The sequence below is a fragment of the Mycoplasma sp. 4463 genome, from assembly GCF_048381515.1.
Classification (GTDB): domain Bacteria; phylum Bacillota_I; class Bacilli_A; order Mycoplasmatales; family Metamycoplasmataceae; genus Mycoplasmopsis.
Genome location: NZ_JBLWID010000018.1, coordinates 1 through 16,830 on the forward strand (window position 1 = coordinate 1; position 16,830 = coordinate 16,830).

Annotated in this window: 11 protein-coding genes, 1 tRNA gene and 1 riboswitch; of the genes, 11 read left to right on the plus strand and 1 reads right to left on the minus strand. The window is 27.9% G+C overall.

Features of this window, described 5'->3' with window-relative positions; translation table 4 throughout:
- Positions 1-293 precede the first annotated feature (293 nt).
- Positions 294-461, plus strand: a riboswitch (Lysine riboswitch).
- Positions 462-558: 97 nt separating this feature from the next.
- From pepF to ACNF36_RS01995, 10 genes are all read left to right on the plus strand, one after another.
- Positions 559-2,409, plus strand: a complete 1,851-nt coding sequence (gene pepF, locus ACNF36_RS01950; protein ID WP_418303536.1) for an oligoendopeptidase F — start codon at positions 559-561, stop codon at positions 2,407-2,409.
- Between the two features lie 10 nt (positions 2,410-2,419).
- A complete protein-coding gene (locus ACNF36_RS01955; RefSeq protein ID WP_418303537.1) occupies positions 2,420-6,289 on the plus strand; it encodes an OppA family ABC transporter substrate-binding lipoprotein in 3,870 nt (1,289 codons plus the stop codon).
- A 14-nt stretch (positions 6,290-6,303) separates the two neighbouring features.
- Positions 6,304-7,464 carry an ABC transporter permease gene (locus tag ACNF36_RS01960; RefSeq protein WP_418303538.1) on the plus strand — a complete coding sequence of 387 codons (1,161 nt, stop codon included), beginning with the start codon at positions 6,304-6,306 and terminating at the stop codon, positions 7,462-7,464.
- A gap of 12 nt (positions 7,465-7,476) precedes the next feature.
- On the plus strand, positions 7,477-8,826 hold the full coding sequence (locus ACNF36_RS01965; protein WP_418303539.1) for an ABC transporter permease: 1,350 nt from the start codon (positions 7,477-7,479) through the stop codon (positions 8,824-8,826).
- An 11-nt stretch (positions 8,827-8,837) separates the two neighbouring features.
- Positions 8,838-9,890: an ABC transporter ATP-binding protein gene (locus ACNF36_RS01970; protein WP_323177343.1), complete on the plus strand. Its 1,053-nt coding sequence runs from the start codon at positions 8,838-8,840 to the stop codon at positions 9,888-9,890.
- Positions 9,883-12,261, plus strand: a complete 2,379-nt coding sequence (locus tag ACNF36_RS01975) for an ATP-binding cassette domain-containing protein (RefSeq protein WP_418303540.1) — start codon at positions 9,883-9,885, stop codon at positions 12,259-12,261. The genes ACNF36_RS01970 and ACNF36_RS01975 overlap by 8 nt, the downstream gene beginning before the upstream one ends.
- On the plus strand, positions 12,261-12,740 hold the full coding sequence (locus ACNF36_RS01980) for a hypothetical protein (RefSeq protein WP_418303541.1): 480 nt from the start codon (positions 12,261-12,263) through the stop codon (positions 12,738-12,740). Before ACNF36_RS01975 ends, ACNF36_RS01980 begins: the two co-directional genes overlap by 1 nt.
- Positions 12,741-13,066: 326 nt before the next feature.
- Positions 13,067-13,150, plus strand: a tRNA-Leu gene (locus ACNF36_RS01985).
- A 121-nt stretch (positions 13,151-13,271) separates the two neighbouring features.
- A complete protein-coding gene (gene holA, locus ACNF36_RS01990; protein ID WP_418303542.1) occupies positions 13,272-14,225 on the plus strand; it encodes a DNA polymerase III subunit delta in 954 nt (317 codons plus the stop codon).
- On the plus strand, positions 14,176-15,405 hold the full coding sequence (locus ACNF36_RS01995) for a hypothetical protein (RefSeq protein WP_418303543.1): 1,230 nt from the start codon (positions 14,176-14,178) through the stop codon (positions 15,403-15,405). Before holA ends, ACNF36_RS01995 begins: the two co-directional genes overlap by 50 nt.
- A gap of 1 nt (position 15,406) precedes the next feature.
- On the opposite strand, the gene ACNF36_RS02000 is transcribed toward ACNF36_RS01995, so the two are convergent.
- Entirely contained in the window at positions 15,407-16,342 is a 936-nt protein-coding gene (locus tag ACNF36_RS02000; RefSeq protein ID WP_418303544.1) for a nucleotidyltransferase, read from the minus strand.
- Positions 16,343-16,463: 121 nt separating this feature from the next.
- Here ACNF36_RS02000 and ACNF36_RS02005 point away from each other — a divergent pair.
- The coding region (locus tag ACNF36_RS02005; RefSeq protein ID WP_418303545.1) for a hypothetical protein at positions 16,464-16,830 on the plus strand (367 nt) is incomplete at its 3' end.

The following is a 16,830-nucleotide window of genomic DNA, read 5'->3' on the forward strand; positions in this document are numbered from 1 at the left end:
AAAACACCCCAACATCATTGAGGTGTTATTATGTCTAATTAAACCTTCTGTCCATTTTTAGTGTCCCAGTTTAGTAATGCTATTTTTTATTTATCCCTTACTCACATATATAAAAATATTTTAATTTTTAAAAATAAATCAATATTATGGTTTATAATAAAAAAATGAAAATGCAGAAAAACAGAATTATTAATATCACCAATATTCGTTGATTTCATATTAACGTTTAATTTGGTGTATTCTGTTAACAAAAACATAACAGATTACATTAAAAATGAAATCTGTTATGTAATAAATACTATAGAGGAGCTTTTAATAAAAGTAAATATTCTAGCAGGCATGCAAAGATGAATATTGAAAGGATATAAAAGCCGAAATATAGAGGTTGGCAAACTTCTATATTGGTAGAAAAGCATAAAAGATTTCTACTCTTTGGTTTAACCATTGGTGCTATAGATTTACATCCTTTTAATAACATTAATTTATTTTAAATTTTGTATTAAAGTTTTGTAGATTTATAGTTCTACAAAACTTTTTATTTAATTATTTGGAGTTATTATGAAAGCAAAACAATACAAAAAATATGAAGATGTACCTAAAAAATATCGTTGAGATTTAGAAGACATTTTACAAGGCAAAAAATTAGATGACTGAATCGATGAGTATGTAGCACTATACAAAGAAAGAATTAAAAATAAAGATTCAAAATATGACTCAATTAAAGCGTATTTAGAAGATTTAAAAGTTAGTGAGCAGTTAACATTTATTAGTAATAAGGTTTCTAATTATTTAAGTAACAAGCAAAATGTTAATTTAATTGATCCTGAAATTATCAAAAAATCACAAGATGTTGAATTTTTAGATAATCAACTCGAAACTGAATTTGGTTCTGAAATTAATAGATTTTATGCAAACTTAGACAAAATGAAAGTTTGAAAAGATGATCCAAGATTAGCAGATTACAAAATGCAAATTGAAGAAACAATTGAACAACATAAACATAAATTAAGCGATGATGTTGAAGAATACATTTTACAAACATCATATGGAGAACCTGACCCACACAACATTTTCTCAATTATTACTAATTCAGAATTAGATTATGGATATGTTGATTTATCAGACAAAAAGAAAATTAAATTAAATAAAACAAATAGAAATCAATTACTTAAATCAGATAAAAAAGAAGTTAGAAAGCAAGCTTTTGAAAAGTTCTGAGATGCTTACTACAAACACAAAGATTCATTAGCAGAAACTTTATTCCAACACTTTAAGAGCTTAACCGTAGCTGCAAAAGTTAGAAAATACCCATCAGCAGTTATGATGTTAACTAATTCAGATAAAGTTACTGATGAAATCTTACAAACATTATTTGATCAAGTTGCTTCAAACATTAAAGTATTAGCTAAATATTCAGAAGCATACAAAAAATTCTATAAAGCTAAATATAAGTCAAAAATGGAAAAATGAGATACATTAAGAGAACTTGTAAATGTTAAAACCTCATACACAGCTGAAGAAGCGATTGATTTAGTTAATGAAGCTGTAAAACCGTTTGGTGAAGAATACGCAAACGAAGCTAACAAAGCATTAACAGAAAATTGAGTTGATTTTATGAGTGTCCAAAACAAACGTTCAGGAGCTTACAGTATAGGTGGAACTTATGGAATTGATAAGAAGTACATTTTAATGAACTTTGACGGTCAATTAGATTCAGTAGAAACTTTAGCTCACGAATTAGGTCACTCAATGCATTCATATTTTGCAACTAAATATCAACCATTACCACTTAGCTCATATCCAATTTTCTTGGCTGAAATTGCATCAATTTTCAATGAGTCAATGTTATATGACTACTTACTTAAAACATCTAAAAACGACCTATTTAAATTTGAAATCTTATCAAAAATTATTCAAGGGTTTATTGGTACAGTGGTAAGACAAGTTGAATGAGCTTCATATGAATACAACTTGTACAAAGGTATAGAAGAAGGAAATGTCGCAGGAAGCTATGAAGCAATTTCAAAACTTTACCATGAAAATTCACTTAAATTCAAATACAAATCTAAGAAGGGTAAAAAAGCTAAATATGTAGCTAAAGAAAACTTGGGCTCAATTTATGTTCCTCACTACTACTATGGTTTTTATGTATATAAATATGCAGTTGGACAATTAACAGCAAATTACTTCTTTGCTCAATATAAAGAAAAAGGTAAAGAAGCATTAGATAACTACATTGACAATTTCTTAAAAGCCGGTGGAAGTGATTATCCACTTGAAATTCTTAAAAAAGTTGGAGTTGATTTACTTGATAAAAACTTCTATAAACAAAGTTTTGATTACTTATCAGATTTAGTAAATCAATGAATTAAATTAGGAAACAAAATTTTCAAATTAGATAAAAAATAAGGAGGTATCCGTGAAAAAATACAAAAAATTATTATTAGGTGCTATATCCGGTTTGTCCATAATATCACCATTAGTAATTGCTTCGTGTTCGAATACAGGTGATAAACCAAAAAAACCACCTTTGAGCAGTGAAGAGAGAGCAAATTATCAAAGATTATCAGTCCAAGAAACAAATCTTGCTAATGAAGCTTGAGCAAAATATCAAGAGTATTACGCCAAAAAAGAAGCTCTTTATGAACAATTACACGATACTGAAACTGAATATAGAGCTGCTAAAAATGAAAATACAAATTCATTTAGAAAATTAGTTTCATTACAATCAGAAAAAAGCTTTTATATCTTGGTGTCTGGTTCAAACGATTTATCTGCGTTAATTTTAGCAGTTGATAATTTACCTAAAAACAATGATGTTAACTTAGAAGTTTTAGATAGATTAGGTAGCTACACAAATAAATCTTATAAAGTTGTTTTGGAAGAAGACTCAACACCTAAATCAGAACAATATAACGCAACACTTTCTAATATTGAAAAATTAAAACAAGAGTTAGAAAACCAAAATATTAATCTTGATATTAATAAAAAATCTTTTGCAGAAAAAACTGCTGAATATAAGAAGTTAGAAGATAAAAATTCAGAAGAGGCACAAAAATTCAAATCAGCAATTAGTCAGTTAGAACAAAATATTCAAGATTTAAACGAGCAAATTGCAGATATTAAATCTAAACAAGAAATTGCGAAACATACATTAGATAAATTAACACAGTTAATTAATGAAGATGTCTTAATGGGCTCAAGTTTTGCAGAACAAAGACAACAAAAGCTAAACGAATTAACAGAACAAGTAAAATCTGCAGAAGTTGAATACAGCAAAACCAATGAAAAATTCAATGCTGCTGATAATGCCTACAGAGCGAAACTTGTCGAAATCGAAAATCAATTCAATTCTCAATATGCAGAACAAATGAAAGTTGAATTAGAAAAATTCAATCTTCATAATAAATTAGCTAGAAATTATCAAGCTCAATTAATTGAAGATGATTTAGCTTCATATGGCCAAGATTATGTCGATCAAAATGCTGGCAAAAATAACTTTTTAACTAGTGAACAAGTTAAAAACATTCTTTATCCTAATATTGAATTCAATAAATCTAAAGTTAGTGATAGATTCGCTCAAAAACAAATTTATCAAGAAGTATATAACTCAGTTTATTCATCAAGCACATATCCGTGAGATGTAAGTGCTGGATATGGTAATCCAGTTGACCCATTACTTTGAACAACTTATTCATCTCTTATTTCTTTAGAAAGTTCAGGCAAGGCAAAATTTATTAACACTGAAAAATCAGCACTTTCTGAAGATGGAATTACAAACAAGAAAACAGAACTTATCTTACAACCTACATTACAAAGATTTAAATTAGATTTAGCTGACGCAATCATTCTATATGTTCAAAAAGAAGAAAACGGAACTAAATTAACTGACCCAAATGGTAAGCCAATTTTAGAAGCTATTGTTTTTGATCAAGATGACGCTGGATTAGTTCCTGGTCCAACTGAACACAATGATGTGCTTAATGTAGATTACTACACAACAAGTATTGTTAAAAGAACTTCATCTAATCCACGTTCTATTAACTCAGCTAACTTCTTCGAAAAAGTTGGTTTAGCTCACAGAATGGAATTTAGAATTAGAAACGGTGTATTTTGAGTCGATTCAAACGGTAATAAAACACAATATCCTGTTGTTGCAGATGACTTTTATATTTCAATTCTAAGAACAAAAATGAATGACACACTATTTAGAAGACAAAATGGTGGAAGCAAAACTGCAGATGATGATATTAGATCGATGTTATCTGAACCAAATAAACTTTTTGATGATAGACAACAATATACAAACTCTTATTTATTTGATTTATTTAATGTAAGCTTAGACAAAATATTAGATCGTTCAAATTCAGTTGTTAACAAAGATGGACACTCATATTTCGGACTTGAACGTCTTAATGAAAACGCGGCTGCATCATTTGTAAATATTTTAGATATGATAACTAAGTCATATGAATTTGCTGCAGCTCCATCTGAATTTATTAAAGATAAAAACAGAAGAAATGATCAGGACATAACTCCACAAACTAAAGAAGATCAAAGTAATGAAGTCAAAATTAACAAAATTAGACAATCGGTTCAATCGATTGATGGACTTGCAAAAGATTCAGGTATCTACTGATATGGATTTTCACAGGACAAAACTTTATTTGCAGGAAAATACTATGGTTCTAAATTTAATTCAGACACATTAACTCAATCAACATTTAAAAATATGCATTATTGAGATTCAGAGTTTGTTAATAACCCAACAACAATTAATCAATTCTCTTCAAGATTTCAAAACTATTTAGTTGATGCTGCGATTTTTGATGATTCATCATATAACCAATATTTATTTGGTCAAAAAGCATCATATTCATTTACAGGTTTAACTCAAAAAAGAAGAGATGCAGTGTTACAAGATCCAAATGACTATGGACTTAACTCAGTTAAGTTATCAAATAAAGGTTCATTAACAAAACACTTTATTTGATCGCTCTTACCAAAAGAAGGTTCATCAACAACTTACTTTAATGATGCTTATTCATATGTAATGTGAAATATGTCAACATCCGAAGCAATTTCTCAATCTTCTAAAAATGCAATTAAATCAGTATCTGTAGGTACAGGGGCTGAATTTAAAACGATTTTATCAGCTGCAATTGACTGAAACACAATCGGTATGATGCAAAGAAAACCACAACCTGCAGTTGGGTGAGTAAGTTACCTTGCACCTGATAATGATATTAATTCAAACGCTTTAGATAACTCAACTACAAACAGTTTAAGAAGCAATAGTGATATTGTTAATGCATTCTTTGTAGTTGATTCACAAACAGGACAAAGAGTTGATTTCGGCGCAATTGGAAACTTAATTAATCCGAGCGATACTCAAAACATTAATACAACAGCTGATGATTCAGTTAAGAGTGTTGTTTATGAGCAACTTAAAGCAAGAATGAAAGACTTACTCGATAGAGTTTATGGTCAAAACCCTACTCTCCTAGGTAAAACAGTAGATATTAGTATCTTTTATAGATTCTTCAACTATCCAACTTTAGCCATTAATGCACTTGATTTACTTATTAAAGCTTGAAACGGTTTAGATCCTAGATTAAATATTAAATTAATCAAACCAATAGATAAAGACGAGTGAAGAGGATTCTGAACTACAACACCATCTCCGGTAGACTTAATTGGATGAGGATACGACTACAACGGAATTGGTTCAGGTATTACAGGAGTAGCACAAAGAGCTCATATAACTACTGCAATGCTTGCAATTTTAGCTGACCCTGAATATGCACAAAAAATGCAAGCTTTATATCCTCAACTTTATAAAGCAGCACAAAGACTTGGTGAATTTATAAAAATTGATGGAAATAAATTATCAATTACACCAGAGCAAGTTACATTCAATTTAACAAACAGTCAAGTTCAACATCTTTCAAACATTATGGGTATGTACAAATGAGATGGTGAAAAATTAATCAGAATGGATGAATCAGACAACTTAAGTTCATATACATCTTGAGATAACTTAAATGCAAACTTCTGATTAGATTACACACAAAATCCAGATCCAGTTACTGGTGAAATGGTTTCAAAATTAGATTTAGTTCATTTAGCACAAGAAATTGGAAACTTTGTTGGAGCAGTACCAAGCGCATTCTCATATATGAGTACATCAATACTTGCTAAAACACTTAAAAACCCTAACTATTTAGTTCCTGAATTTGAAACAGAAATTCCATATTGAGTAGATATTAGAACAGTTAATGGAAAATAATTGAAAGGAGAAAAATGCTTAAATACTTATTTAAACGTATAGGTTTTGCTATCGTTACTTTGTTTATCATTATAATGGTAGTTTATCTTATGGTTGCTCAGTTTTCAGATAACCCATTTGCTAAAAAAGCACTTGAGCAAACTGGTGAAAATAATTCTTCAGCAGTTAATGCAGGTGAGATGAAAAGGTTATTTGAAAACTCAGTTAAGTATCATTTAATACCTGATAATTTGATTTATGAGAATGTTAAAACAGAATGATTTAATATGAAACTAAATCCAGTTATCAGATTTGGTTACTGAGTTGGAGATTTATTTAGCAACCCATCAAACCCATTTGGATATCCATTCAATAATTCACTTTTAGAAAACGCAGATGTTAAAACAATTCCTGAATATTTCTTTAAGTACCTTAAATACTCTATTATTATCACATTACCTGCTTTCTTAATTTCTTCTCTTATCGGAATTACTTTAGGAATAGTTTCAGGATACAAACGTGGAACAGTTGCTGATGCATCAATTAACTTCTTTGCACTTGTCTTTATAGCGCTTCCATCGTTTGTTATCGCGCCTATTATTATTTCAATCTTGTTTTCAATGAACTTTCCACCAAATTTCATTAACTTTAATAACCCTGCTGAAGTTGAAGCCTATGGTGTAGGCAAAATGATATTAAGTTGACTTCCACCAATCTTAGTTATCGTGCTTGGTTCACTATCAGGTTACATTACTTACACAAGAAACCAAGTCATTACAGTTCTTACATCAAACTACATTTTAATTGCTAAATCTAAAGGTTTAAGCAAAAGAGAAATTTTCTTTAAATATGTTTTAAGAAATATTTCAATCCCACTTGCTGCAATTTTAATTCCATCTTACATTCCTCTTTTAAGTGGTGGAATTGTTATTGAAACTTACTGAGGAGTACCTGGTACATCACAAGTTATTACACAAGCATTCCCTAATGGTGAAATTAACATCATTATGTTCTCAACAGTGTTCTTCACATCACTTAGTTTATTTACAACAATACTTGTAGATATATCATTTGCTTTCTTAGATCCTAGAATTAAATACTCTGCAGCTAACCCATATAGTGTTACAAGATTTATAAGAAACTACTTCTTAAGAAATAAACAATTTAAAGAAAATGAAAAAATAAAAAAATCATAGAAAGGAGCAAATATGAACGCAAGAGAATTTGAAAAGAAATATAAATTATCTTTAGATAGCATTCGTCCAGCAATTTCACAATTTGCTCCTAAAGATGATAGTGCGCTTAATTCAATCGCTGGTAAACCTAAAAAACTTTTAGTTGAAATAATTAAACGTTTCTTTACAAACTGAGTTGCAGTTGCTGCATTATTTGTATTTATAACTATCTTAGTAATTTCAATTTTTGTAACTGAAACTGCAAAGTATTCAGCTACAAAACCACTTTATAATTCAGTTGGAATTTGAACAATTGATCCACAAACAATGCAAGTTGGTAAATACATTGATTCATCAACAAGTAACATCATAGGGCTACCACCAATGAGCAGTCCTTGATATCCTGCTCAAGGTCACATTGATAACTATGAGACATTAATTAATACTTGAGCAAGTAGAGATTATTATGGTGGAGTTTTATGAAGAGACTTTATTTACTTTGGTGAAAATAATCCTGCTAATGCAATTAAAATTGTTGATATCTCAGATTCAACAAACAAAGTTTTAGTTAATGCTTACGTGTTTAACAAAGTACAAAATATCGGTATTGCTTTAGAAAAATCACAAATTGACCCGTCAGTTTCAGCAGAAAAAGCTAGAGAATACATTCAGGCTATCTTAAATCACAATCCACAATTTTCATTATCTACTTATTTAGGAACAAACCAAGCTGGAGTTGATATATGAACACAGTCTTGAGTTGGAACTTGAGAAGCAATTAAATTAGCTTTAATAGTTGTTACAATTCAAACAATTATTGGGGTTGCAATTGGTGCTTATTTAGGTTTCCACGTTGGAACTTGAATTGATACAACAATAATGAGACTCATTGATATTTTTATGGCGCCACCAACAATGATTTGATTATTAATCTTTGCTGCTACATTCGGTACATCAAACTTAACTTTAGGAATAGCACTTGTATTTATTGGTTGAGTTAGATCGGTTGGAAGTACAAGAATGTTCATAATCACTGTTAAAGATCAAGAATACATTACAGCTTCACAATCAATCGGTGCATCAAAAGCTAGATTAATTTACAAACACGCATTACCTGCAATCATTGGAAAAATTTCAACAAGCTTCGTTGCATCTATTCCATCAATTATTATGCAAATTTCATCACTTGCATTCTTAGGATTCTTCAAATCAGATAGTGCTAACTTAGGAACGATTTTATCTAACGCAGCATCACAAGCAGGAGATAACGCATTTATCTTAATCTTACCTGCATCAATCTTATTATTAATTTCAGTTTCACTTCACTTTGTTGCATTAGGAGTTCACGATGCTCTTGATCCAAAAGTTATTAAAACAAGATAGGAGGTAAATTTATGGAAAACAAAGATTTATTATTAGATGTTAAAAACCTTAAAGTCTCATTTAAATTAAGAAGAAATAAATTTATCACTATCGTACGTGGTGTTGATTTAAAAATCAAAAAAGGTGAAATCATAGGTATTGTAGGTGAATCTGGTTCAGGAAAATCAGTTACATCTAAATCATTACTTAACATAAATGAGAATTCATTTATTACAGCTGATAAAATGGAAATTGATGGAATTAACTTACTCAGTAGCGAAAAAGATAAATTCTGAGAGACAATTAGAGGACATAAAATCGGTTACATTCCTCAAGACCCACTTACATCACTTAACCCAACTAGAAAAATTGGTAAACAATTATTAGATGCGCTTAACAAAAATCCTGAATGAAAAAAATCAACATACTTAGAAAAAAGAGAATACTTAATTTCGCTACTTAAACGTTTCGGAATTCGTCAAGCTGAAGCTGTTTTCGATATGTATCCACACACACTTAGTGGTGGTATGAAACAACGTGTTGTTATTACAATGGTTGTTGCACTTAAACCAAGTTTAATTATTGCTGATGAACCTACAACAGCACTTGACCCTACAGTTCAAGCTTCCGTATTATCATTATTTGAAAATATTAGACAAGAATTCAATATTACAATTATTTTAATCTCACACAACATTTCAGTTGTTGCTAAATTCTGTGACTACATTTATGTAATGTACGCAGGAAAAATAGTTGAGAAAGGAACAAAAAAGGATGTTTTCACAGAACCAAAACACCCTTACACATGAGCTTTAATTTCGGCTATTCCTGAAAATAGAGAAGATAGATTATATTCAATCAGTGGAACACCACCTGATATGAATAACTTACCTTTAGGAGATGCATTTGCACCAAGAAACCAATATGCATTAGAAATTGATTTTCTTAAAGAACCTCCTTTATTCGAAGTTTCACCAACACATTGAGCAGCTACTTGATTATTGCATCCAGATGCTCCAAAAGTTGAATTATCAAAAGAATTACAAGCTAGATTAGAAAGTTTTAAGAAGGTGTTTAATGAGTAAAAAAACAATATTAGAAATTATTAATCTTAAAAAATACTTTGTTAACAAAAACAATGTTAACAAAGCTGTTGATGATGTTTCTTTTGATTTAAAAGAAGGTGAAATAGTAGGTCTCATAGGTGAATCAGGTTCAGGTAAGACAACAATCGGGCGTTCATTATTACGTTTATATAATGACTACAACGGTTTTGTTAGATTAGATGGAAAAATAATTTCCGGAAAAAGAATTTCTAAAAAACGTAAGAAATTTATGCACAAAAACATCCAAATGATTTTCCAAGATCCCATGGCATCGCTTAATGGACAAAATACAATTTTCAGTATTTTAAAAGAACCATTAATTGTTAATGGAATAATTAAAAATAAAATTAAAAACATTAAAAAAGATTGAAAAGATGTCACAAATAACTTCAGATACACATTTTTAGAACAAGAATTATTGTTAAGACTCGAAAACCTAAAAATAATTAACAAACTTCACATCCCATTAATTAAAAAATGAGAAAAGTTATCTGAAAACATTCAATTTGATATTGAAAACAATATTGATGATCAATTTAACTCATATTTTGCATATTTAGAAGAGAGAACAAAAATTAACTCTCAAGTTATTAACAACCTTTATAAGAATAATGAGAAGTTAATTCAATTATTTGAGCAAAAACAATCTGACTTTAGATATAGAAAAATCGACTTAGATGAAATTGACCTTGAGGAAGCTAAACTTAAATACAAAAAAGTTAAACAACTTGCAAGTTTTAGCCCAGAGTACTTTGAATTAAAAGATTTATACAATGACCAAAAAGCTTACTACAAAGAGCAAAAAGTGAATTTCAAGGATACTGTGTCAATTTCAAAAACATCAATTAAAAACTTTTTAGCAGAAGTTAAAAACGAATACACAATGCACAAAAATGATGCAAGAAGTACAACATTTTTAGACTTATATTTTCACGAATACAAACTTTATTTAATTAACTATAGCTTATATAGACAGTTAAAACGAAATTATCGTTTGCTTAAATTTTTATCATTTGAAGATTTAGTTGAGCTCTCAGATGAGTTTAGAGCTTACTCACAGGACTTTTATACAAAATTAAATGTGGATACAAGATTTAAACCATCAATCAAAGAACTCCAAAACATAGTTTCAAAAGAATACAATTTTGATCTTTCAAAATTCATTCAAAGATCACAACATTTAGGCTCTAAGTTACGTCAAAATTATAAAGAAGCTAAAAAAACGAAAAATAAAACATTCTTTAGAATGTTTGTAGAATTCTTTAAAGATCCTCAAGATGTAAGCAATCAAATCAAAGTTGCAAAAGAAGAACTTAAACAAAAACAAGAAGTGTTTAATTCCGAGCTTGCAAAATACTTACAAGAATACTCAAATAGAATTTATGACATTAGAGCAGAAATTGATGAAGCAGTAAAATTCCAACAAGAGTTAAGAAGTAAAGATAATGTGATTTTCGAAAACTTCAAGAAAAATCACGCTAACTTTATCAAGTTTTACAAAGAAAACTTAATTGAACCACTACTCAAAGATCCTAAAGCATCTAGAAATAATGCTTTAATTAAACAAAGACAAATTGATTTAAATGTCTATAAAACAAATGTTTCAGATAGATTAAATGGAATTGAATCGTTCAAAATTGAAACAAAATATTTAAATGCAAACTTAAGTGATATTAGATTGCTTATGGGAATTTCAAGTTTAGATATGTGACTTCAAAATAGATGATGTGCTAATTTTGTTAAATTCTTAATTGCTCCATATCGTTTCTTAAGAGTAGGCAACTTATATGTAAGAAATATAATTTACAAATCTTTAGAAGATGTTGGGTTGCTAAAACAATTTGCTTACCGTTATCCACACGAGTTTAGTGGTGGTCAAAGACAAAGAATAGTTATAGCAAGAGCATTAATTACAGAACCTAAAGTAATTGTTGCTGATGAACCGATTGCTTCACTTGATATTTCTATCCAAGCTCAAGTTGTAAATCTTTTAAAAGATTTATGTAAACAAAAAAATATTGCTATGATTTTTATAGCACACGATTTATCAATGATTGAATATGTCGCTGATAGAGTTCAGATTATGCATTTAGGTAAAATTGTTGAATCAGGACAAACTGAAGAAATCTATGCGAAACCAATTCACCCTTACACACTTAATTTATTCAAAGCAATACCTAAAATTTCAAATGCTAATGAAAAATTCCAAGATGTTAAGTTTGAATTATCATATTTAGATGAACAACAATTCCCTAATATTCCAACAATTCATACAGTTGAGAAAAATAAACATTATATTTATGCAACTGATGAACAAGCTAAAAAATGAAAAGAAGGTAAATACAATTAATGAAAAAGTCAATATATAGAAGTTTAAATAAATTAAAATTTGAATTTGCAACACTTAGATTTTATTTAATAACACTAGCTTTTCTAGTTATATACTTTGTGATAGTTGGTGCATATTTAGGAAAAAATAATGCATTATTAGCTGAGGAAAAATATCATTACAACATACTAATAAACGGTTTTTCAATTCCGGCTTATGTTACTTGTTTAGTGGCTTTATTATGTATTATTTTCAAACTTGGTTTTTTAGAAAAAAGTATTGAAAAATTCAAGATGTCTTGAACTAATCTACAAGATGCTAAAGAACAAAGAAGACTCAAGTCTATGTCTAATGAAGAAAAAAGAGCTTATCTTCATACAAAGGAAAAAACTAAAAAAAGACAAATAGACAAACCTACACCATCTAAGTTTCCGTTTGTATTTAACTTTTCAATTTATTTACTTTTATCAATTATCTTCACAATTATTATTTATGCCTAATAATCCTTGCACATAGCTTTAAAACTATGTGCATTTTTATACCCTTTCACTAAATGAATATTTTGCAAAAAGACAAATTTCTGATATTAAAGGATATAAGTAGGTAAAATGTTAATTATCTTTTTCATTGATTTTTACAAAAGAGTAAAAAGATAAGAAATCCCTATTGTTAGTTCAATTCTGAATTATAAAATACCTTAAGTAAGAAGTTTTCTTTTTGCAATTCTTATTATTTATCACTTTCTGATTTAATAGTAAATTTAACAAACTGATTATTCAGTTTGTTTTATTTTTAGATAGTTAAAAATTGATATAATAAATAATATGCCTTAGTGGTGAAATGGTAGACACCGTGGACTCAAAATCCACTGGAGAAATCCGTGCAGGTTCGAATCCTGTCTAAGGCACCAACTTACTGCACTTTGTGCTATTTTTTTATACCTTTTTAGTACTCATACAGCAATAAAGAGCTAATAGAATATTCGAATATCTTTGTATAATAATTTTAATATTTGAATTTAAAGGAATGATATGAAGTTATATTATGGAACTGATTTAGAATACATTAAGTCAATAATTAAATCTGAGGAAAAAGATGTTCTTGAAAGAGATGTTTTTATTTTTGACAACAACTCATATTTAAGCTCGTTTGATACATTAAATGAGATTTTGTTAAGCAATGGTTTATTTTCTTCTAGAAAACTAATCATCCTCGAGAATATTAGTTTTAGCAAACCTGCAAAATCTAAAGATAATTCTAAAAATGAGTATTTATTAAATTTATTAAAATCAGTTGATTCAAATATTAGTGTTTATTTAATTTACAAAACAGAAATAATAAATAAAAGAGTTATAAGCGACGATGCATTAAAACTATGCGAAAAACCTAAAAAAATAGCTGCATTATTGCCTACACAGCTTGCAGACTATGTTATAAGTGAATTTGCGAAAAATAATGTTGCTATAGATAAAACAACTGCATTGGCATTTTTACAAAAATTACCTAATGACTGAAAAATTATTAATAATGAAATTAATAAGTTGTGCTTATTAAACAAAACGATTACAGAAGACATAATTGAGCAAACCATTGCGTATTACCCATCAGATGATCCTTTTCAATTTTCTAATGCTATTTCAAGAGACGATTTTCAAGCTATGTATAAGATCTTTGAACAAAAGAAAAACGAAAACACACCTGTTATATTATTGTTTGCAAACTTTGTTTCAACGTTTACATTAGTAAATAGAATTTACTGATATCAAAGTTTAGGACTTAATATCTCTGAAATTTCACAAGCTTTAAATATGAATGAAAAAAGAGTTTTTGTTCACGTGATGATTTTAAAAAGATTTGGTTTTGATAGAGTGCAAAAAATAATTGAACAATTAGCTAAAACAGATAAATTATTAAAAACTTCAGGAGTTGATTCATATGATATTTTCGAAATGTTTATGATCCAAAATTTCGCCAAAAATAAATAAAACATTTATTTACTTGGATTCTCAAATTATTAAATCACAAAATGTTGAAGTTATCCAAAATTACTATGAGCAAGTGCTAAAAGTGATTACTTCAAACATTGATGAAAAATTTGTTATTGTTCTACCTGATTTATATTCTCTATATAACTTTGATTTATTATCATCAAAAACAAATACAGAGCAAATTTTCTTACAGAAAATAGATAAGTTGAAAAGTTTTGTTTCTAATTTAAAGAAATTAAATGTTGAAATTCAAGGAATTATTAAGTTTGATAATATAACTTCGTTTGCAGAATTATTAAGTAGACATAATGGTTTTGATGTTCAAAAAATTTTGAATAATGAAACATCATCAGATGAGACAAAGTATGTTGATTTATTGAACACACAAATGATGGATTTAGAATCTCTTGCAAATTCAGATAATCAGTTACATAAAGATTTTGAAAAAATTTACAAGTGACTTCAAATTGAATATGAAATTTCTAATGTTGTCATTTCAGGTTTATTTGATTTTCTTAATGATAAGCAAAATAATATTCATAAACCTCATATTCAATTAATCAAAAAAGCAATTGATAATTTAGCTGTAACCGTAACTCAGATTACTTTATACGAAAAGTGCTACGACAAAGCTTTAAAAGTATGTAAACTATTCAACAATTATGATGTATTTACTAAGTTGGATACACATAAAGTAAGAAACATTGGAGACTATGATAAAGTTGTTTTTGCTAAAAACAATTTAAACTTCATATTCGATCCTAATTCATTCATCAATAAGTTTAATGATGTTTTAATTTACAAAACAGAATTATTATCAAACATTTTGAATTTATTGTTAATATCACCTAAATTATTTGGATATCAAATTCCATTTAAGCCATTCAATAACAATGAAAATAATTTAAATTCAGTTATTAATTGAGAAGATAGATTTTTTGATTTATTCAACACTTCAATTTTCAAAAGATACAAGATTCTTAAATACAATCCAAAATTTAAAAAGATTTCTGTCTCTACATTTAAGACTAAAAAGTTAATTTGAAAAAAAATTATGTGCAACAATGTTACACATAATGTAATTATTAATAAAACAAATGGTTATGTAAGAATTAAATTCTTATTTAAAAAATTTAATAAGAAGAAATTAGAACCTTGAGGGTTTTATATTTATTAAATTAATCTTTTTTAATATTCAATAATATACTAAGGTATGCTCTTTTTATTCTGCTTGCTGTGTACCTTTTCGATACACAAGCATCAATAAATGAGTAATAATCATCATTTAAATTAACTTGTTTTTTAAATAAATTTTCCATACCCTCATCAATCATTTTAATTGAAGCTAATTGTTGAGGTGTTTTTTTATTTACTATTTTCTTAAACTTTTTATAAGTACTTGCAATATCATTTTTTGACTTATAAACTAGTCTCATAGGCGTGAACGTAGAAACATGTTCATTGTTTTTAATCATACTTCTAATTTTTGAAGCACTTGCAAAATTAGACATAGTTTCATCTGAATGAAATGGAATTGTTCTTTGGATTGAAATTGCTTTAATATCTAAATTTGAATTAACAATTTCTTTAACATACTCTATTCCTAAAATATCATTAGGTAAAGTTATGCTTACTCCTATTAAATCAGATAAAGCTTGGGAAGCTGCTCTAGGAAATCCTGTTCCATTTTGCTTTAAATAGAACTTAATTTTCTTATTGTATTCATCAATATTATCTTTTATAGTTGTTGCGATTTTATAAAACAAATCAATATCATTTGTTTCAGAACCAAAAACTAAGTATTTTATTTTATGTTTAGCAAGCTGTTTTACAGCATTTGATGCAAAAATATGAGCTGCTTGAATTGATTTTTCATCATCAAGCTTAATAACTTTATTAACTCCATATTTTTTTGCTATTTTAGCTCTTTGTCTGAATGATGCAATAGGGAATTCTCCACGTTGAGTGTATTTGTTTGTCATTCCAACAACAATATAAGCATTAGGAATATTTTCTTTAATTCAATTTATTTGATAAATATGACCGTTATGAAATGGGTTGTATTCAGCCACGATTCCAACAATGTTCTTTTTTCTTGCAATAAAACTTTTCATGAATAAAATTATTATAATATAAATATATAACTTTTTAGAATGCTAATAAATATAACTACTTACATATGATTTAAAAAATACTTGGTTACTAAATATGTTTAGTAACCTGAAAGGAGACATTATGTTAAGTATTATCAAAGAACTAAAACCGAAATTAGCTAAATTCAACATAGCAATTTTAGTTATTTCTATATTTGTGCTTATTTCAAGTTTTTCATACTTTGTATTTTTAATGGCGCTTACAAATTACAAAAAATCAACTACTCCATCAAATGCTGTAATTTCGCTTTTAGATTTGAGTGTACTTATGTCTCAATGATGATTAGTAACATTGATACTTATATTTGGAATTCTTAATGTAATTTGCATAGTATTTATGTTAGATATTAGAAAATCTATTTTTGCATTAAATAAACTGGGACACAAAATATGGACAACGTCGTATTTTGTGTTTTTTATATTAAGGAGTGATTATGAAACAACTAAAA